Genomic DNA, 19,492 nt, shown 5'->3' on the forward strand with positions numbered 1-19,492 from the left:
GGAGACCGACATGAACGCAGGCATACGTACGACTCTGGTCGCGGCGACGGCCGTCGCACTGTCCGCGGCCCTGGCCGCACCCGCGCTCGCCGCGGCGCCCGCCAGAGGGGCCGAAGGCCACGAGCCGACCCAGCGGGCCGTCGAAGCCGCGGTGAGGCTCGGCGTGCCCGGAGTGACGCTCACCGCGAAGGACGCCCACGGTGCCTGGGCGACGACCGCGGGCGTGGGGAGCCTCCGCACGGGCAAGCCGCGTTCGGCCCACGACCGCTACCGCGTCGGCAGCATCACCAAGACCTTCGTGTCCACCGTGCTGCTCCAACTGGAGGCGGAGGGACGGCTGTCGCTCGACGACTCCGTGGACAAGTGGCTGCCCGGTGCGGTCCGCGGCCACGGGCACGACGGGCGCGCCATCACGCTCCGCCGGCTCCTCAACCACACGAGCGGCATCTTCAACTACACGGCCGACGCCGAGTTCGGCCGCACGTACTTCCTCAAGGACGGCTTCTTCAAGCACCGTTACGACCGCAAGAGCCCCGCGGACCTGCTGGCGATCGCGATGTCCCACAAGCCGGACTTCGCGCCGGGCACCTCCTGGAAGTACTCCAACACCAACTACCTGCTGGCCGCGATGGTGATCGAGAAGGCCACGGGCCGTCCGTACGGGGAGGAGATCCGCGACCGCATCATCGGGCCGCTCCATCTGACCGGCACCTCGGTCCCCGGCACCCGGGTCACCGTCCCGCAGCCCAGCAGTCGCGCCTACTCCAAGCTGGCGGATTCGACGACGGGCCCGACGTACGACGTCACCACGCTCAACCCCGCCATCGCCTACGGCTCCGGCGAGATGATCTCGGATTCGGCCGACCTGATCCGCTTCTACTCGGCCCTGCTCACCGGCCGTCTCCTGCCGCCGCACCAGCTGAAGGAGATGAAGACCACGGTGAAGCAGAGCGCCGGGTCGAAGGGCGGTTACGGTCTGGGCATCGCCGATGTCCCTCTCTCCTGCAACGGCCGTGAACTGCACGTGTGGGGCCACGACGGCGGCATCCACGGCTCGCTCTCCCTGGCGCTGACCACCGCGGACGGCCGGCACTCCCTCGCGTACAACTTCAACGGGGACTGGGCGGACAACAGTAAGGACGTGGTCGAGGCGGAGTTCTGCGGCGGTCAGGGCCGCTGACGGCACGCGTCGATCGCCGCGCGCAGCTGGGCGACCGCCTCCTCCACCGCCCCGTCGGCGAGGTTGCCGTACCCGAGGACCAGGCCGTGGTCGGCGTGGTCCTCGGTGGCGTGATAGGCCGCGAGGTCGGCCACGCGCAGCGAGCGGGCGGCCGCCGCCCTGACCACGGCCGCCGGGTCCACCGCGGCCGGCAGCCGGAGGAGGAGATGCAGGCCGGCCGCGACGCCGGAGACCGGGGCGTCCGGCAGCTGGTCGGCGAGGGCCCGGACGAGGGTGTCGCGGCGGTCGCGGTAGCGCCCCCGGCAGGCCCGCAGATGGCGGTCGTAGGCGCCTGATTCCAGCAGGTCGGCGAAGGCCAGCTGGTCGAGGGGAGGGGGCTGGGTCGCCGTCTGGTCGGCCCGGTGCAGGTGCTCGGTCCAGCGGGCGGGCGCCACGATCCATCCGATGCCGAGCGCGGGGGAGAGGATCTTGCTGAGCGACTTGAACAGGACGACCCGGGACGGATCCATGCCCTGGAGGCTCGCGACCGGCCGGCGGTCGTAGCGGAACTCGGCGTCGTAGTCGTCCTCCAGCACGACGCCGTCCACCTCGCGCGCCCAGCGCAGCAGGGCCGCGCGCCGCTCGGGGGCGAGCACCGTGCCCAGCGGGAACTGGTGCGCCGGTGAGGCCAGCACCGCCCTCAGACCGGTGTGCCCGGCGAGTTCGTCGGTGCGCAGCCCGGCGCCGTCCGCGCGGACGGGGACGACGTCCAGGCCCGCGGCGCCGATCACCTCGCGCAGCCGGGTCCAGCCCGGTTCCTCGACGGCGACGGCGGTGATGCCGCGGGCGCGCAGGGCCTGGCAGAAACGGCGTACGCCGTCGGTCACGCTCGTGCACACCGTCACGTCCTGCGGGCCGGCGAAGACGCCGCGGGAGCGGCCCAGGTACTCGGCGAGCAGCCGTCTGAGCCGGAGGTGGCCGCCGGGCGGCGGGTAGCCGAACTCCGTGAACGCCACCGTCGTCGCCTGCGCGCGGACCGCGTCGGCCCAGCGGCGCCGCGGGAACGCCCGCAGGTCCGGCAGGCCCGGGGCCAGGTCGTAACGGGCCGCCGGAGCCTGCTGCGGCGCGCGCCGCGCGGAGCGGTCGTCCTGGCTGTTCGACCAGCGCACCCGGGTGGCGGAGCCGGTCCGCGCCTCCAGATACCCCTCGGCGACGAGCTGGCCGTACGCCTCGGTCACCGCCCAGCGCGAACAGCCGAGGTCGGCGGCGAGCTGCCGGCTGGGCGGCAGGGCGGTGCCCACCTCGATCCGGCCGTCCCTGATCGCCGAACGCAGCGCCCGCTTCACGCGCTCGTGCAGCGGCCCGTCGGCGGCCCGGCCCAGCTGGAGCAGGAGATCGCCCGCCAGATTGGTCTGTGATTCCCGCATGCCATTGGACGGTAGCAGCGAGCCATTTCTCAGTAGCTTCGAGTGCATGAAGGACGTACCTGAAACCCACCAGTTGTTCCGCGGAGTCTTCGAGGACTGGCAGACCAAGGCGGGCGTCCTGTCCGCGAGGCCGGACGCGCCGGTCGTATCGGACGACCCCTCTTCCTTGCGGCTCGCGCTGCGCCGGTTGCGGGTCCGCTTCGAAAGACCACCCGGTAATTCAGCCGACTCCGACACGAGACGCCGAGTTCATTCGTACGAAACGTCCATGCCGCCTCATATCGGCTAACCCGCACTTCACGGGGGATGGCTCGATTTGTGCAAGGCGGGTGGTCGTATGCTCACGAGGCGCGGACTACACGTGCTCTCGGTCTACGAGGGTTTCTTCTCCGGCGGGGCCCGGATCGTTCACAGTGACGTCGTACGCGGACTTCAGGAGGGTGACCAGCAGCATCGCGTGCTGAGCCTCCATGGCGAGGTGCACCGGGAGGCCACCCGGCAGCGCATGGAGGACGACGCCTGCTACCAGTCGCTGACCGCGGCGGGCGTGGGCGTCACTTCCCTGGGCCGGGTCTTTCCCGCAAGCGGTGATCCGGCCACCTTCACCGGACCGGAGCTGGCCGACACGGCACGGGCGACGGCGGACGCGGACGTGATCCTTTCGCTGAAGGAACAGCCGCTGCGTCTCCTCAACCAGGCGGGCCTGCCGCGCCGCCCCGTCGTGGTCTGTCTGCACCGCTCCGACCCGGAGAACCAGGGGGCGGCCCTCGACGAACTGAAGGCCGCCATCGCGGACGGCAGGGTGGTGGCGTGCGTGTGCTGCGCGGAGTCGACGCGGGCCGCGTACGAGGCGGCGGGGATCCCGGCCGAGCTGCTGCACGTCATCCCGAACGGCGTGGATCTGCTGCGCTTCCGCCCCGACGCGGCCCGACGGCTGGCGCTGCGGGCCTCGCTGGAGATCCCGGCCGCGGCACCGGTGGTCGTCTTCGCGGCCCGCTACGACGCGATGAAGAACGTCCCGCTGTTCCTGCGGGCGGCACGGGAGTGGCTGGAGCGGGAGCCCGACGCGCATGTGCTGATGTGCGGCGCGGGCATGACGGCTGCCAATCCGGGCCTCGACACGGACATCGAGACCGCGTTCGGACCGCGGCGCTCACTGACGGACCGGGTCCACCTGCTCGGCGTGAGACACGACATGGAGTCCGTGTACGCCGGTGCCGACGTCGTCGCGCTGACCTCCTCCTGGGGCGAGGCGGCCCCGCTGTGCCTGGTCGAGGGCATGATGTGCGGCGCCGTACCGGTCGCCACCGACGTCGGCGACAGCGCGGCGATCGTGGCGGGCCGCGGCTTCGTCACCCCGCCCGACCCGGCGGCGATCGCCCGGGCCTGGACGGAGGCGGCGGCAGCCCGCACCGCCCTCGCCCCCGCCCTCACCGCAAGCCGCGAACGCTTCAGCCGCACCCGCATGATCGCGTCGTACGCCACCCTGCTCGACTGGGTGGCCGCGGGGGCTGCCGCGCGGCCGGCTCTTCCGGAGCCGCACTGAGCGGCGGGCCCGACATCGGCCGCCGTCTTCTGCGTGCCGCGGGGTGCCGTTTGCCGCCGGCCTCCCGACACGAGGAGGGGCCACCGGCACCGGTGGCCCCTCCTCTCCCCTCCTGCCCCCGCCCCGGTCCGTCACTACCGCGGCAGCACCACGACATACGCGGCGGGCTCCCGGTCGCCCGACGCCATCAGCGCCGTGCGGACCACCGCCGCCTGTTGTTCCATCGAGTCGCGGAGCTTCTTGGGGGTGATGTGGACGACCGTGATGCCCAGGCGCTCCAAGTGCTCCCGCTTGCGGGCGTATTCGGACCACAGCGCGTCGTCGTCCTGCCGAAGGCCTTGCCGCGGTGCCCGGGTGTCCAGCTCCACGGCCACCGCCTGCTCCGGCCAGTACGCGTCGAGGCCGCCGAGGTGGGGGCCGCCCGGTAGGCGCAGGTCCACGTTCCAGACCGGGTCGGGCAGGCCGTAGTCGCGGACCATCCGGTACAGGCGGTCCTCCGCGATGGCGCGGCCCTCGGCCAGCAGGGAGTCCACCGCGTCCACCACGTGCGGGCGGCTGAGCAGCTTCGCCTGGTTCAACGCCCGCACCACCGAGGCCGGTTCGCAGTGGCCGGCGCGCACCGCCTCCGTCAGCAGCCGGCGCACCGCGCCCGCGTCCGCGAGTTCCGACACCGCGTCGGCCAGGGCGCGCGGCACCGGCGCGATCGGAACTCCCGTCACCTGCTGAGGAGTCGGCAGCGTGTGCGTGCGTACCACCCGGGCACAGCCCGCCGAGCGCAGCCGGCGCAGCCGCGGGACCAGGACGTCGATCTTCTCCAGCGACAGCAGCGGCGGCGCGGACGTGAACCCGTGCAGCGTCAGCGCCGCCAGGCCCGTGATCATCGCCTCCGCGTAGACCGGCCGGTGCGGGCTCTCCGCGCCCGGCTGCGTCGGCACTCCGGGGGTCGACTCCCGCGCGGCGTACATGAGCACCGCGTGCAGCCGCTCCTCGCTGGTCGGCGGGCCCGGGTGGAGCAGGAAGACGCCCGGGAGAAGCTGCTGCCAGGGGCCGCCGGTGCGGCACTGCTCGGTCATCTCGGCGGACGAGACGCCGTGCGCCCGGAGTTGAGCCGTCGTCAGAACGCGGCGGTGCACCTCGGCGAGGTGGCTCAGGGGGCGGGGGGAGGCCGGGGGGAGAGGGGCGTTGTGGTTCATGCCGGGGGGTTTCCCGCGCCGGCACCGTCCTCTAACCGCTGTTACACGCTCGTCGACAAAGACGGACAAGGTGGCACTAAAGGACGCTTGTTCGGATGCCGATAGGGCATCGAAAACCCCTGGTCCGTTCGGGTCGGACCAGGGGTTACGGGTGTTATTGACCGGATTCCGTAACGGTCACACGCGGATCAATCGTTGGCCAAAGCCTGGGCCCGCAGCGCCCGCGCCAGATCGTCGCGCGCCTCCAGCACCAGCCTGCGCAGCGCCGGCGCCGCGTCCTCGTGGGCGGCGAGCCACGCGTCCGTCGCGTCCAGCGTCGCCTGAGCGCCCTGCTCCGTCGGGTAGGACGGGAACAGCCCCCGCACCACGTCCATGCCGATCTGGATCGACCGCTCCCGCCACAGCCGCTCGATCGCCGCGAAGTACTTCGAGGCGTACGGCGCGATCAGCTCCCGCTGCGAAGGCTGCGCGAAGCCCGCGATCGTCGCCTCCACCAGGGCGTTGGACAGCGCGTCCGACTCCACCACCTGCGCCCAGGCCTGCGCCTTCACCGCCTCGGAGGGGCGGGCGGCCAGACAGCGGACCTGGTGGCGCTTGCCGGACGCCGTGTCGTCGCGGGCCAGCTCGGCCGCCAGCACCGTCTCGTCCGCGGCCCCGTGCGCGGCCAGCGGTTCCAGGAACGCCCAGCGCAGCTCCTGGTCGACCTCGAGGCCGTCGACCTTCTCCGTGCCGTCCAGCAGGCCGCGCAGCAGCGCCAGTTCGTCGGGGCCGGCCGCCACCGTGGCGAGGAAACGGGCCCAGGCCAGCTGCTGCTCGCTGCCCGGCTCGGCCGCCCGCAGATCCCGCACGGCGACCTCGGCCAGCAGCCGCTGGCCGGCCGGCCGCCAGGCCGGCGCCGCATAGTTGACCAGCGCCGAGTTCGCCCAGGCGTGCAGCATCTGAAGGACGCCGATGTCGGACTCGCGGCGCGCGAACCGCGTCACCAGGTCCACGAAGTCGGCGGCGGGCAGCAGCGCGTCCCGGGTCAGGTTCCACAGCGCCGACCAGCACAGGGCGCGGGCCAGCGGGTCGGTGACCGACCCGAGGTGCTCGCGCAGGGTGGCCAGCGAGGTGTCGTCGAAGCGGGTCTTGCAGTACGTGAGGTCGTCGTCGTTGACGAGCACCAGCTCCGGCGCCTCGGCACCCGCCAGCTCCGCCACGACCGTACGCGGACCGTCGACGTCCACCTCGACCCGCGCATACCGCTCCAGGGCACCCTCGCCCGTCCGCCGGTACAGGCCCACCGCCACGCGGTGCGGCCGCAGCTCGGGGTGGGACTCCGCGGCCTCCTGCAGCACCGCCAGCTCGTCGACCCGGCCCTCCGCGTCCAACAGCACCTGTGGAGTGAGGGAGTTGACCCCGGCCGTCTGCAGCCACTTCCGCGCCCAGGCGGCCATGTCCCGGCCGCTGGTCTCCTCCAGCACCGACAGCAGATCGCCGAGGCGTGTGTTGCCGTACGCGTTCCGCTTGAAGTAGCGGCGCGCGCCCTCCAGGAAGGCGTCCTGGCCGACGTAGGCCACCAGCTGCTTGAGCACCGACGCGCCCTTGGCGTACGTGATGCCGTCGAAGTTGAGCTTGGCGTCCTGGAGGTCGCGGATGTCCGCGGTGATCGGGTGGGTGGAGGGCAGCTGATCGGCTCGGTACGCCCAGGCCTTGCGGCGGTTGGCGAAGGTGATCCAGGCGTCGGTGAAGCGGGTCGCGCCCACGTTCGCGAAGGTTCCCATGAAGTCCGCGAAGGACTCCTTCAGCCACAGGTCGTCCCACCACACCATGGTGACCAGGTCGCCGAACCACATGTGCGCCATCTCGTGCAGGATGACGTTGGCCCGGCCCTCGTACGACGCGCGGGTGACCTTGCCGCGGAAGATGAACTCCTCGCGGAAGGTGACGAGCCCCGGGTTCTCCATCGCGCCGAGGTTGTACTCGGGCACGAACGCCTGGTCGTACTTCCCGAAGGGGTACGGGTAGTCGAAGTGGTCGTGGAAGAAGTCCAGTCCCTGCTTGGTGACGAGGAAGACGTCGTCCGAGTCGAAGTAGGGCGCCAGGCCCTTGCGGCACAGGGCGCCGAGGGGGATCTCAAGGCGCGTACCGTCCTCGAAGGTCCGCTCGTAGGAGTCCGTGACGTAGTGGTACGGGCCCGCCACCACGCAGGTGATGTACGTCGAGATCGGCTTGGTCTCCGCGAACCTCCACACCCCGTCCGCCCGCTCGCCGACGCCGTTGCTCCAGACCGTCCACCCCTCCGGCGCCCGCACCTCGAAGCGGAACGGGGCCTTGAGGTCCGGCTGCTCGAAGTTGGCGAAGACCCGGCGGGAGTCGGCCGGCTCGTACTGGGTGTACAGGTACACCTCGCCGTCCTCCGGGTCGACGAAGCGGTGCAGGCCCTCGCCGGTCCGGGAGTAGGCGCACTGCGCGTCGACGACCAGCTCGTTCTCCGCGGCGAGGTCCTCCAGGAGGATCCGGGAGCCGTCGAAGACCTGACCGGGGTCGAGATCCCGCCCGTTGAGTGAGACGGAGGTCACACTCGGCGCGATCAGGTCGGCGAAGGTGGCGGCGCCCGGTTCGTTGCTGCGGAAGCGGATCGTGGTGACGGACCGGAAGGTCCGCGCACCGTCCCCGTCCGCTTCCCCCACCGCCGTACGCAGGTCGAGGGATACGTCGTACCCGTCGACGGACAGCAGGGCGGCCCGCTCCCGGGCCTCGTCGCGGGTCAGATTCTCACCGGGCACGGGCAGCGCTCCCTCGGCTGGTGTTCGGTATGTGGACAGGGCTGATCCTGCCATGGGGCACTGGCGCCGGGCACTCGGGAATGGGGACGGGGAGGGCTGTTGTTGCGGGTGGAAACGACCGCTTTTCCTAGGAGAGCCATGTCCGAGACCGCGAGCAGCTCCACCGCGAAGACGCCTGTCGACTTCTGGTTCGACCCGCTGTGCCCCTGGGCCTGGATGACCTCCCGGTGGGTGCTGGAGGTGGAGAAGGTCCGGAACATCGAGGTCCGCTGGCACATCATGAGCCTCGCGGTACTCAACGAGCCCAAGATCGACGAGCTGCCCGAGGAGTACCGCGAGCTGCTGGAGACCAAGGCCTGGCAGCCGATCCGGGTGGTCACCGCGGCCTGGCAGAAGCACGGCTCCGACATCCTCGGCCCGCTGTACACCGCGCTCGGCACCCGTATCCACAACGAGGGCCAGGGCCCGACGCGCGAGGCCGTCGAAGGCGCACTGGCGGACGTCGGCCTGCCCGCCGACCTGATCGAGTACTTCGACCAGAAGGACTTCGAGTTCGACGCCGAGCTGCGCGCCTCCCACAAGGAGGGCATCGACAAGGTCGGCCAGGACGTCGGCACCCCCGTCATCGCCGTCCCCGGCGCCGACGGCGAGCAGATCGCCTTCTTCGGCCCGGTCGTCACCCCGGCCCCCAAGGGCGATGAGGCCGCCCGCCTCTGGGACGGCACGATCGCGGTCGCCTCGGTCCCGGGCTTCTACGAGATCAAGCGGACGCGGACGAAGGGTCCGGACTTCAGCAACCTGTAGGGATCAGTCGGGGTCGGCTTCCGGATTCCTGAGCTCCTCCGGGAGCCGGCCTCCCTCGCTCCGCTTGCTCCAGCGCTGGTACCACCGGCAGCCCGGGGCGGTACAGCGCCACAGGTCGGTCAACTGGCGGTGTTCCGGCGCCACGTTCGGCCGTTCCTTCCCGTTGAGCGGCCTGAACACCTGGGTGCCGCTGCCCCCGCAGGTCGGGCAGTGCTTGTCCTTGAAGAACATCAGCGCCTCCTCGCCATCACGGGTAGTACAGCGCGAACCCGGCGAACGCGTCCCCGGAATCGCCGGGTCCCGGTGGTGCGTCGTTCACGCCCGCGCCCTTCCCCGCGCCTGCGCGAGCCGGGCCAGATGGTCCTCGTAGGCCTTCGCGTAGTACGCCGCGCGAGCCGCGTCCGGCTCCACGACCGCGGTCGGCTCGGTCCACGTCGCCGCGTCCAGCGCGACGCCGTACCGCTCCGCCGCCGCCAGCACCGCACCCCGCGCGCCCACTTCACCCTCGACGACCCGCAGCGGCCGGCCCAGGACATCGGCGAGCAGCCGCATCCAGGCGGGGCTGCGCGTCCCCCCGCCGCAGACGGCCAGCGAGCCCGTCAGGCCCGCCGCCTCCAGACAGTGCCGGGCCGCGTACCCGATGCCCTCGCAGGTCGCGCGGATCAGATCGCCCTTCGTCGACTCCAGGGAGACACCGGTGAGTTCGGCGCGCAGACGGGGTTCGACGAACGGGGCGCGCTCGCCGGACGGGGCGAAGTACGGCAGCACGCGCACACCGTTCGCGCCGGGCGGGGTCCCGGCGAGCAGACCGTCGACCTCCTCGTGGCGCACACCCGTCGTCGACAGCACCCAGTCCAGGGCGGCCGTGCCGACCATCGCGGGCATGGCGCGCAGCCAGTGACCAGGACGGTCGGTGGAGATGTACAGGCCGGCCGGCTCGCCGGTCAGGTCGAGATCGGTCGTGGCGACCAGGCCGGCCAGGCAGGTGCCGACGATGAGCAGACCGTCCCCCGGGGTCGTGACACCCGCGCCGAGCGCGCAGGACGGGAGGTCGTACGGGCCGTTCGCCAGCCGTGTGCCGGCCGGCAGGCCCTCGCCGCGCGCCTCGGCCGTCGCGATCGGGTCCCCGACGGGAGCGAGCAGACCACGGCGGTGGGTCAGCCCCAGCAGCTCCACCACCCGGTTGTCGTACGCCCGCGTCCGCGGATCGAGGAACGGCATCGACGCGTCCGACACATCCGTCGTCACCGGCGCCCCCGTCAACCGCCGGAACACCATGTCCTTGCAGTACAGGGCCGTGGCCGCCGCGTCCAGGGACTTCGGCTCGTAACGGTCGAACCAGGCCAGCAACGGCCCCGGACAACCCGGGAACATGGCACTCCCCGTCCGCCGGAACACGGTCTCGAAGGTCCCGTCCGCGAGCCACTGGTCCAGCAGTTCGTGTGCCCGCCCGTCCATCCAGGAGGCAGCGGCCCGAACCGGCCGCCCGTCCTTGTCGACCAGCCAGACTCCGTCGCCCTGCCCGGTGAGGCCCGCCAACTCGATCGGCTCCGGCACCTTCGAGGTCAGCTCCTGAAGCACGCCGACGACGGTCGCGTACACCTCCTCCATGTCCTGCTCGACGACACCGCCGTGCAGGTCGAGCCCTACGGGCCGTGCCTCGACGGCGAGTTCACGCCCCTCGCGGTCGAACGCGGCGGCCTTCACCATGGACGTACCTACGTCAATCCCGACGTACATAGCGCTCTCTCCTTGCGGTTCGGTAGCCGCCTTTTAAGGGGCGCGGGGAACTGCGCGACCAGCCACGACGGCGCTGCAGACAAGCGACGACACATCGAGGCACTCAAGTCAGCGCGTGCGCGAGGGGCTCCCCTCGCACCCACCGCCCTACTTCCCCCGCAGCGATCCGCACAGCCTTCTCCGCCACCGCCCGCGACGCCCCACCCAGGTGCGGCGTCATCACCAGCCGGTCGGGGAACCCGAACAGCCGCGAACCCTCCGGCACCGGCTCCTGCTGGTAGGTGTCAAGGGCGGCAGCCGACAACTGCCCGCTTTCCAGCGCGTCGCACAACGCGTCCTCATCCAGCAGGGGCCCACGGGCCGCATTCACCACCACCGAGCCCCGGGGAAGCAGCGCCAGCTGCCGCGCACCGATCAGACCGCGGGTCTCGGCCGTGAGCCGCGCATGCAGGGTGATCACCCGGGACCGCCGCAGAAGTCCGTCGAGCGAGGACACCCGCAGCCCATGGATCTCACCCCGCACATACGGGTCGTAGACCATCACCTGCGCCCCGAACGCACCCAGCGCCCGGGCGACCCGGCTGCCCACGGCCCCGTAACCGACGAGCCCGACCGGCAGGTCCTCCAGCTCCAGTCCGCTGTGTTCGTACGTGTAGTACGTCGCCCCCTGCCAACTGCCCTCCCCGGCGAGGAGGCTGTGGGCCTGCGGGATGCGCCGCAGGGCCGCCAGCATCAGGCCGACGGTGAACTCGGCGGTGGCGGCGGCGTTGCGGCCGGGGGCGAAGCAGACGCGGACGTCGTGCCGTTTGGCCGCGTCCAGGTTGACGTTGACCGGGCCGCCCCGGCACACGACCACCAGCCGCAGCTCCGGGCAGGCGTCCAGGACGCGCTCCGTCACCGGCCCCATCTGGGTGACCAGCACCTGTGCCCCCGCGAGCGCGTCGATCAGCTCGTCCTCGGCGTCGCTGGCCTCCGTCACCTCGGCCACCGGGCCGAAGGGTTCCAGTGGCCAGCCGAGCATCAACTCGCCCACCTCGCAGGGGACTTCATGACGCACCGCCGCCGTGATGAGCGAGGGCAGGATGAAGTGGTCGCCGGCGGCGACGACACGTACGGGTTCGCTCATCGCAGGGAGTCTCCTGTCTCGGCGTCGAAGACATGGGTGTGGTCGGGATCGGCGCCGACCCGGACCCGCTCGTCGTGGGCGAGGCGCACCTCGGGGCCGGTGAGGACGACGAGGGCGTGTTCCACGCCGTCGAGGGCGAGGGTGGCGATGCCCGCCTCCAGGAGGGGCTCGTGGGCGACGACCTTGGCGGGCATGCCCTCGCCGCCGGTGAGGCGCAGATCCTCCGGGCGGACGCCGACCACGACCGCGCGGCCCTCCGCCACCGGCACCGGCAGCGCGATCCGCACCGAGGCCGAGAGACGGGCGTGACCGTCGGCGGCCGCGACGCCGGGCAACAGGTTGATGGCGGGCTCTCCGACGAAGTCCGCGACGAAGACGTTGGCCGGGCTGTCGTAGATCTCGTAGGGCGTGCCGAGCTGCTGGATGACGCCGTCCTTCATCACGGCGATCCGGTCGGCGAGGGAGAGGGCCTCCTCCTGGTCGTGCGTGACCAGGATGGTGGTGTGCCCCAGGTCCCGCTGGATGCGCTTGAGTTCGCGGCGGGTGGTGTCCCGCTGGGCGGCGTCGAGGTGGGAGAGGGGCTCGTCGAGGAGCAGTACGTCGGGTTCGCGGACGAGGGCGCGGGCCAGCGAGACGCGCTGTTTCTGGCCGCTGGAGAGGCCGGCCGGGCGGGCGTCGAGGATGCCGGTGAGGTCGACGCGTTCGGCGATCTCGGCGATCTTGCGGTCGACCTCCTTCCGGTCACGGCCCCTGCGGGCCTTCAGGCCGAAGGCCAGGTTCTCCGCGACCGTCAGCGGCGGGTACAGCGCGTAGTTCTCGAAGGCGACGCCGATGTTGCGGCGCTGCGCCGGCAGCTCGACCACCGAGGCGCCGCCCACCAGGATGTCCCCGCCGGTCACCGTCTCGAGGCCGGCGATCATCCGCAGGGTGGTGGACTTGCCGCAGCCCGAGGGGCCGAGCAGTCCGAGCAGTTCCCCCGAGTGCAGCGCGAGGTCCATGCCGCGTACGGCGTCCACGGCCGGGCGGCCCCGCGAGCGGTAGGTCTTGCGCAGATCACGTAGCTCCAGCTCGGTCATCGCCGCCCCTCGTCGCGCAGACTTGATAGGTGACCTTGTGTTCGTCCAGGTCCCGCAGCGCCTGTTCCGACGCCCCGTCGTCCACCAGGAGCAGGTCGAAACGGGAGAGCGGGACGACCCGGTGCAGGGCGGTCCGGGCCAGCTTGGTGTGGTCGATCAGCAGGACGTTGCGGGCGGCCGACTCGATCATCGCCCGCTTCACCGACACGATGTGCTGCTCCTGGTGGTAGGCGTAACCCCCGTGCACGGCGGACGTCGACGCGAAGCACACGTCCACCCGAAGGGACTGCACCGCCTCCACGCAGGACACTCCGAGGAAGGACGAGTGCAGCGGGTCGTAGTCGCCGCCGAGCGCCATCAGATGGATGCCCCGCTGGTCGGCGAGGAGGTTGATCGCCTCCAGGAAGTTGGTGACGACCGTCAGTGGGGTGATCTCGCCGAGGCGCAGCCTGCGCGCTATCTCCAGGGTGGAGGTGGAGTCGTCCAGCATGATCGCCATGCCGGGTTCTATCGACCTCAGCGCCTGCTCGGCGACGGCGGCCTTCTCCGCCCGCATGGTCTTCAGCCGGTACTGCACGTTCGACTCGAACACCCCGGACGGCTGGGCGGTCACCCCGCCCCTGAACTTCCGGACGAGACCCTGGCGTTCGAGCTCGTCGAGGTCCCGGTGGATGGTCATCAGGCTCACCCCGAACCGCTCGGCGAGCTCGGCCGCGGTCGCCGAACCGTCGGCCAGGACCTGTTCGGCCATGGCGGCCTGCCGGGCCGCGGGCCCCTGCTGGTGTGCGCTGCCACCGCTGCTGCTGTTGCTGCTCATCGTGTCCCGATCAGTCGTCCTGGACCCTGGGGCCCGTCGGCCTCGAACAGCAGCAGGTTCTCAGGCCTGACCGTCAGCCGTACCGGATCGTCGGACCGCAGCCCGGTCGTGTCGGCGCGCGGGGCGACCAGCGACACATGCAGCCCGCCGAGCCGGACGGTCACCTCGACGGACCGGCCGAGCACCTCGGTGACATAGACGGTGCCCGTCAGCTCGTGTCCGGGGCCGGTGAGGGACAGATCCCGGGGGCGCACGCCGACCAGGACGTCCGTGCCGGCCCGGGCCCGCGCGCGCACCGGCAGCTCCACCTTCCCGTCGGCCGAGCGGAAGCTGCCGTCCTCCGTCACCGTCCCCGGGAGCAGATTGATCCGCGGCCGCCCGAAGGCCCGCGCCACCTCGGTGTCGCAGGGCCGGTACCAGATCTCCTCCCGCGTCCCCGTCTGCACGATGCGCCCCTGACGGATCACTCCGATCCGGTCGCCGAGCGCGAGGGCCTCGACGGAGTCATGGGTGACGTAGAGGGTGGTCGTGTGCTGCACGGCCCCGATCGCCTTCAGCTCGGCGCGCATCTGCTGGCGCAGTTTCGCGTCGAGGTGGGAGAGCGGTTCGTCGAGGAGGAAGGCGCGGGCGGGGCGGACCAGGACGCGGCCGAGGGCGATGCGCTGCCGCTGCCCGTTGGAGAGCTGCCCGACCGGGCGGTCCAACAGGCCGCTGATACCGAGGAGCTCGGCGATCGCGCCGATGCGGTCGCGGGCCTCGGCGGCGGGCAGGCGGTGGCGGGGCGAGCGCAGGGGCGAGGCGAGGTTGTCGTACGCCGAGCGGTGCGGGTAGAGCGCGTAGCTCTCGAAGCACATCGCCACGCCCCGGTCGTAGGGCTCCACGCCCCGCATGTCCTTGCCGTCGAGCTCGACCGTGCCGGAGTCGGGCCGTTCGAGCCCGGCGACCGTCTTGAGGGTCGTCGTCTTGCCGGCGCCGGAGGGGCCGAGCAGACAGAAGAACTCGCCCTCCCGGACGTCCAGTTCGAGGCCGTCCAGGGCGGTGACCTTGCCGTACGTCTTCCGGATCCCGCGCAGTCCGATCACGACTTCACCGCCCCGAACGACAGCCCCCGCACCAGATAGCGCTGAATGGTGAGGGCCAGCAGCAGCGGCGGTACGACCGACACCAGCGCCGCCGCGGCCGTGAGGTTGTACTTGGGCCGGTCCCCGCCGAGGAAGGACAGCGCGCCGACGGTCACGGTCTGCGCCTCGTTGGAGGTGAGGATGAGGGGGAACACGAAGTTGTTCCAGGCGAAGATGAAGGCGAGCAGCGACACCGCCGCGATGCCCGGCTTGACCAGCGGGAGCGCCACCTTGAAGAACGCCTGCTTGCGGGTGTAGCCGTCCAGCAGGGCCGCCTGCTCCAGTTCCGGGGTCAGATCGGCGAAGTAGGACCGCATGATCCACACGATCAGCGGCAGGGTGACGAGCTGCAGCACCCAGATCATGCCGACGTACGTGTCGAACAGCCCCAGCTTCTGGTACAGCACGAACAGCGGGATGATCACGGTCAGTTCGGGTGCGAACCGGAACGACAGCAGCGTGAACATCAGGTTCTCGGAGCCCTTGAACCGCCAGCGCGCCGACGCATAGGCCGCCGGAAGTCCGACGACCAGGGAGAGCACGACCGCCCCCACCGACACCACCAGGCTGTTCACGAAGAACCGCACGAACGGGATGCCCTCGCTGTCGCCGAGCACGGTCCGGTAGCCGTCGAGGGTCGGGGTGAAGGAGAAGTAGGTGCTGAAGAGCTGGTTCGCGGGCTTCAGGGAGAGGATCACCATCCAGGCGACGGGGAAGAGGGCGAAGACGAAGTAGAGGACGAGGGCGAGATCCGCCAGCCATCCGAGCAGGCGTTTCCTGACGGTCATTTCGCCTCGGCCGCCTTTCGCTGGATCCTGCCGAGATGGCGCACGAGCACCATCGCGGCCAGGTAGACCACGGCCCACAGCACGATCGTGTAGCTGATGCCGAAGCTGTAGCGCTGGAAGCGGATCGCCTCCAGATAGGCGCGGATCTGCAGGACGACGGTCGAGTCGCCCGGCCCGCCCTCCGTCAGGGCGTAGATGATGTCGAACACCTTCAGCGAGTCCATGAACCGGAAGATCACCGCGACCAGGACGTACGGCCACAGCATGGGCAGCGTCAGCCGCCGGAAGGTGTACCACCAGCCCGCGCCGTCCACGGCCGCCGCCTCGAACGGCGAGGTGGGCAGCGACCGCAGACCGGCCAGGGCGAGGATCGCCACGAACGGGGTGTAGACCCAGACGTCCACGGCGATCGACGACAACAGGGCGCCCGTGGGAGTGTCCGTCCACTGGACTCCTCCCAGCCCGAAGGGTTTCAGCAGGTGGTTCACCACCCCCACCGACGGCTGGAGCATCAGCTTCCACATGATCGCCGCGATCACCGGGGCGATCATCAGCGGCAGGATGAGGATCTTCTCCAGCACCCGGCCGACGAGCGAGGAGCGGTGCAGCAGCAGGGCGACGGCGACCCCCAGCACGGTCTCCGCGGCGGCGGCCCCGACGGCGTACCACACCGTCACCCACGCGGAGTTCCAGAAGGCGTCCTGGGTGAAGACGGTCCGGTAGTTCTCGAACCGCACCATGTCCGGCTGCGGTTTGCTCGCCGAGAAGTCGAACAGCGTGTAGTAGAGCCCGAGTCCGAAGGGGTAGAGGATCCCGCAGGTCAGCAGCAGTGCCGGGACGATCAGGAAGTACGGGCGCAGGGTCAGCCGCCAGCCCATCGCCGCTCAGCCCACCTTGGAGGCGAGGTCGCCCGCCAGCCCGTTCAGCACCGACCTCGCGCTCTGGCCGCCGTAGATCTCCTGGAGGGCGGCGGCCCAGCTGGTGGTGGCGTCGAAGAACTGTGCCTGCGGGGTGAACTGGATCTTCGTCTGGTCGACGACCGTCTCGAAGGTCTCGATGAAGCCGGGCAGGTGCTTCATCTTGTCCTTGTAGGCGGCGTCCTGACTGATCGACTTCCGCACCGGGTCGATGTGGTTGTGGGTGATGGCGGCCTTGCGCAGGTGCTCCTTGCCGGTGGCCCACTGCAGAAAGAGCCAACTGGCGCTCTTCTTCCTGGACTTGGCGTTCATGCCGAGCGACCAGATCCACATGTTGGTGGCGAGGGAGCCGTCCGGACCCTTGGGACCGGGATGGAAGGCGATCTTCCCGGAGGCGGGGGAAGCCCCTGCCACGGCCTGGAAGTAGGCCGCGGTGTCCGCGTCGAAGAGCATGCCCGCCTTCTTCGCGCCGAGGTCGCTGGAGCACTGGTACCAGGTGTACGACGTCCAGGACGGCGGCCCGCCCTGCTTGACCATGCCGGCCCAGTCCTGGGTGAACGCGATGGCCTCCGGCGTGTTCATCGCCGGTTTCAACTTCCCGCCGTCCACGGTGAAGTCGTGCAGGCCGTTGCGGGCGTACATGGTCATGAAGCCGGGGTGGATGGTGGCCCAGCTGCGGGAGCCGCGCACGGCGATCCCGTACATGCCGTCGTAGCCCGCGCCGGGCGCTTTGCGCTTGATGACCCCGGCGATCTCGCGCAGCTCGTCGAAGGACTCGGCCGGTTCGAGGCCGAGCCTCCTGAACACTTCCGTGTTGTAGGCGACGACGTTCGTCTCCCAGCCCCACGGCAGCGCGTACTGGCCGCCCTGGCCGAGCGGTGCGCCCGCCTTCAGCGACCACTGGTCGGCCTGGAGGAGGTTGGGGAAGAAGTCCGCCTGGTCCCATTCGGCGCCGGTGGCCGAGGAGTTGCGCATCCAGGGCCCGAGGTCCTCCAGCCAGCCGGGTGGCCCGTACTGCCACACCATGTAGGCGCCGAGCATGAAGACGTCGTACGAGGCGCGTCCGCTGGAGAGGTCCACCGTGAGCTTGTCGAAGTAGTTGTCCTCGGGGAAGACGTCGTACTCGACCCTGATGCCGGTCTTCGCGGTGAACGACTTCAGGTCGGCGATCAGGGCGTCCGTGTAGGGATGCTTGTTGAGCAGCGCCTTGACCGTCTTCCCCTTCTCCCGTTTCCAGTCGAAGGAGCCGGTGACGTCGTCCGCGGCCGAGCCGTCGCTCTTCTTGTCGTCGCTGCCGAAGCCGGCCCCGCAGGCCGCGAGCAACGGGGTCGCGGCGGCCCCGGCGGTGAGGGCGAGGAAGCGGCGGCGGTCGTGCACGTGCGTGTCCATCCGTGACCTCCGGGTGGGGTTGGGCCCGGTGAGCTGTGCGGGTAACACGTCGAGTCGACTCGCTAACAGAGGGTGTAACGGCGGAAGATGACCGTCAATCCCTCGCGCAGGGGAAAATCTCAGTGCAGAGTGAGAAGTTCACATCCCGGGTCGCGATCCGTGGGAGGTCCGGATGGGATACGAGGGCGAGGCGTGGCTGGGGATCGACCTGGGCACGCAGAGCGTCCGTGTGCTGCTGGTCGCCGCCGACGGCACGGTCCTCGGCGTCGGCTCGGCCCCCTTGGCGGGCACGCGTGACGGGGTGCGGCACGAGCAGGATCCGGGGGAGTGGTGGCCGGCGGTGTGCACGGCGGCCCGCGCCGCCCTCGCGGAAGGGCCTTCCCGTATCGGCGGGCTCGCGGTGTGCGGGACGTCCGGGACCGTGCTGCTGACGGATGCGGCGGGGCGGCCGGTGAGCCCCGCGCTGATGTACGACGACGGGCGGGCCTGGGCCGAGGCGGAGCGGCTGCGGGCGGCGGGGCTCACGGTGCAGAACACCTGGGGGCTGCCGAAGGCGCTGTGGCTCCTGCGCACCCATGGGCGGGGCCGCGTCACCCACCAGCCCGACCTGGTCGCGGCCCGGCTGGTCGGCCGTCCCGTCCCCACCGACTCCAGCCACGCCCTCAAGACGGCCTACGACGTGGAGGGCGACGCCTGGCCGGACATCCCCGACGCGCCCGAACTGCCCGACGTCGTACGGCCCGGCACCCCGCTCGGCGAGGTCTGCCCGGCCGCCGCCGAGGCCACCGGCATCCCCGCCGGCACCCCGGTGATCGCCGGGATGACCGACGGCTGCGCGGCGCAGATCGCGTCCGGGGCGCTGCGGCCGGGCTCCTGGAACTCGGTGCTCGGCACGACACTCGTCCTCAAGGGGGCCTCCGCCGAGCCCGTCCGCGACCCGACCGGCGTGGTCTACAACCACCGCGCTCCGGACGGGAGCTGGCTGCCCGGCGGGGCGTCCAGCGTGGGGGCGGGCGTGCTGACCGCCGCCTTCGCGGGCGCCGACCCGGCCGCGATGGACGCGCGGGCGGCCGCCCATGAACCGTCCGGCGCGGTGGCGTACCCGCTCGTCTCGCCCGGCGAGCGGTTCCCGTTCCTGGCACCGCGGGCCTCCGCCCTGGTCCTGGGCGAACCCGAGGGGGAGGCCGACCTGTGGGCGGCGCTGCTCCAGGGCGTCGCCTTCACCGAGCGGCTCTGCCTGGACTACCTGCACCACCTGGGCGCCCCGATGGACGGCCCGCTCACCTTCACCGGCGGCGGCGCCCGCAGCCCGTACTGGAACCAGCTCCGCGCCGACATCCTCGGCCGCCCGGCCCGCGTACCGGAGCAGACCGAACCGGCCCTCGGCATGGCCGCCCTGGCCGCCCACGGGACGGGCGCGGGCCCCCTGACGGACGTCGCCGACCGCATGGTCCGCATCCACACCGTCCTCGAACCCCGCCCCGACCGCACGGCCCTGTTCGCCGAGCCGTACGCCCGCCTGGTCGACGAACTGGCGGCCCGGGGTTGGCTGCCGCCACCGGTGGCGGCACACGCGCACGAGCGCCTCGGCCGGGATGCTGCGGGCGCATGACCACGCCCC

16 protein-coding genes are annotated in these 19,492 nt (G+C 71.4%); 4 read left to right on the forward strand and 12 right to left on the reverse strand.

The annotated features are described in order from the left end of the window. Window positions 1–10 precede the first annotated feature (10 nt). Entirely contained in the window at window positions 11–1,180 is a 1,170-nt protein-coding gene (locus ACWC1K_RS15990) for a serine hydrolase domain-containing protein (RefSeq protein ID WP_450831781.1), read from the forward strand. Here the strand turns inward: ACWC1K_RS15990 and pdxR are convergent. Continuing rightward, window positions 1,168–2,586: a MocR-like pyridoxine biosynthesis transcription factor PdxR gene (gene pdxR, locus ACWC1K_RS15995; RefSeq protein WP_450831783.1), complete on the reverse strand. Its 1,419-nt coding sequence runs from the start codon at window positions 2,584–2,586 to the stop codon at window positions 1,168–1,170. The two genes, ACWC1K_RS15990 and pdxR, sit on opposite strands and share 13 nt — an antisense overlap. Before the next feature lie 361 nt (window positions 2,587–2,947). On the opposite strand from pdxR, the gene ACWC1K_RS16000 reads away from it, so the two are divergent. After that, window positions 2,948–4,132 (forward strand): glycosyltransferase, encoded by a 1,185-nt coding sequence (locus tag ACWC1K_RS16000; protein WP_450831827.1) that lies wholly within the window; start codon window positions 2,948–2,950, stop codon window positions 4,130–4,132. Between the two features lie 134 nt (window positions 4,133–4,266). On the opposite strand, the gene ACWC1K_RS16005 is transcribed toward ACWC1K_RS16000, so the two are convergent. After that, a complete protein-coding gene (locus tag ACWC1K_RS16005) occupies window positions 4,267–5,325 on the reverse strand; it encodes a hypothetical protein (RefSeq protein ID WP_450831785.1) in 1,059 nt (352 codons plus the stop codon). 188 nt (window positions 5,326–5,513) lie between these two features. Beyond that, on the reverse strand, window positions 5,514–8,093 hold the full coding sequence (gene pepN / locus ACWC1K_RS16010; RefSeq protein ID WP_450831786.1) for an aminopeptidase N: 2,580 nt from the start codon (window positions 8,091–8,093) through the stop codon (window positions 5,514–5,516). Between the two features lie 138 nt (window positions 8,094–8,231). Here pepN and ACWC1K_RS16015 point away from each other — a divergent pair, with 138 nt between their 5' ends. After that, the gene (locus tag ACWC1K_RS16015; RefSeq protein WP_450831789.1) at window positions 8,232–8,897 is read left to right on the forward strand and encodes a mycothiol-dependent nitroreductase Rv2466c family protein; all 666 of its coding nucleotides are present in this window, start codon (window positions 8,232–8,234) and stop codon (window positions 8,895–8,897) included. 3 nt (window positions 8,898–8,900) lie between these two features. On the opposite strand, the gene ACWC1K_RS16020 is transcribed toward ACWC1K_RS16015, so the two are convergent. The 9 genes from ACWC1K_RS16020 to ACWC1K_RS16060 form a co-directional block, all read right to left on the reverse strand. Then, window positions 8,901–9,128, reverse strand: a complete 228-nt coding sequence (locus tag ACWC1K_RS16020) for a hypothetical protein (protein WP_450831791.1) — start codon at window positions 9,126–9,128, stop codon at window positions 8,901–8,903. 84 nt (window positions 9,129–9,212) lie between these two features. Continuing rightward, a complete protein-coding gene (locus ACWC1K_RS16025) occupies window positions 9,213–10,637 on the reverse strand; it encodes an FGGY family carbohydrate kinase (protein WP_450831793.1) in 1,425 nt (474 codons plus the stop codon). Window positions 10,638–10,740: 103 nt separating this feature from the next. Then, window positions 10,741–11,763, reverse strand: coding sequence for a 2-hydroxyacid dehydrogenase (locus ACWC1K_RS16030; RefSeq protein WP_450831794.1), 1,023 nt, complete (start codon window positions 11,761–11,763; stop codon window positions 10,741–10,743). Beyond that, window positions 11,760–12,839: an ABC transporter ATP-binding protein gene (locus ACWC1K_RS16035; protein WP_450831795.1), complete on the reverse strand. Its 1,080-nt coding sequence runs from the start codon at window positions 12,837–12,839 to the stop codon at window positions 11,760–11,762. The genes ACWC1K_RS16030 and ACWC1K_RS16035 overlap by 4 nt, the downstream gene beginning before the upstream one ends. Further along, a complete protein-coding gene (locus ACWC1K_RS16040) occupies window positions 12,817–13,656 on the reverse strand; it encodes a DeoR/GlpR family DNA-binding transcription regulator (protein ID WP_450831796.1) in 840 nt (279 codons plus the stop codon). The genes ACWC1K_RS16035 and ACWC1K_RS16040 overlap by 23 nt, the downstream gene beginning before the upstream one ends. Further along, window positions 13,653–14,738 carry an ABC transporter ATP-binding protein gene (locus ACWC1K_RS16045; RefSeq protein WP_450831797.1) on the reverse strand — a complete coding sequence of 362 codons (1,086 nt, stop codon included), beginning with the start codon at window positions 14,736–14,738 and terminating at the stop codon, window positions 13,653–13,655. The genes ACWC1K_RS16040 and ACWC1K_RS16045 overlap by 4 nt, the downstream gene beginning before the upstream one ends. Further along, window positions 14,735–15,565: a carbohydrate ABC transporter permease gene (locus tag ACWC1K_RS16050; RefSeq protein WP_450831798.1), complete on the reverse strand. Its 831-nt coding sequence runs from the start codon at window positions 15,563–15,565 to the stop codon at window positions 14,735–14,737. Before ACWC1K_RS16050 ends, ACWC1K_RS16045 begins: the two co-directional genes overlap by 4 nt. Further along, complete coding sequence (locus ACWC1K_RS16055; protein WP_450831799.1) at window positions 15,562–16,443, reverse strand: carbohydrate ABC transporter permease; 882 nt, start codon at window positions 16,441–16,443, stop codon at window positions 15,562–15,564. Before ACWC1K_RS16055 ends, ACWC1K_RS16050 begins: the two co-directional genes overlap by 4 nt. A gap of 6 nt (window positions 16,444–16,449) precedes the next feature. Continuing rightward, the gene (locus ACWC1K_RS16060; RefSeq protein ID WP_450831801.1) at window positions 16,450–17,871 is read right to left on the reverse strand and encodes an ABC transporter substrate-binding protein; all 1,422 of its coding nucleotides are present in this window, start codon (window positions 17,869–17,871) and stop codon (window positions 16,450–16,452) included. 172 nt (window positions 17,872–18,043) lie between these two features. Here ACWC1K_RS16060 and ACWC1K_RS16065 point away from each other — a divergent pair, with 172 nt between their 5' ends. After that, window positions 18,044–19,483, forward strand: coding sequence for an FGGY-family carbohydrate kinase (locus tag ACWC1K_RS16065; protein ID WP_450831802.1), 1,440 nt, complete (start codon window positions 18,044–18,046; stop codon window positions 19,481–19,483). The last annotated feature ends 9 nt before the right edge of the window (window positions 19,484–19,492 follow it).

The organism is Streptomyces sp. NPDC001492 (assembly GCF_053597275.1).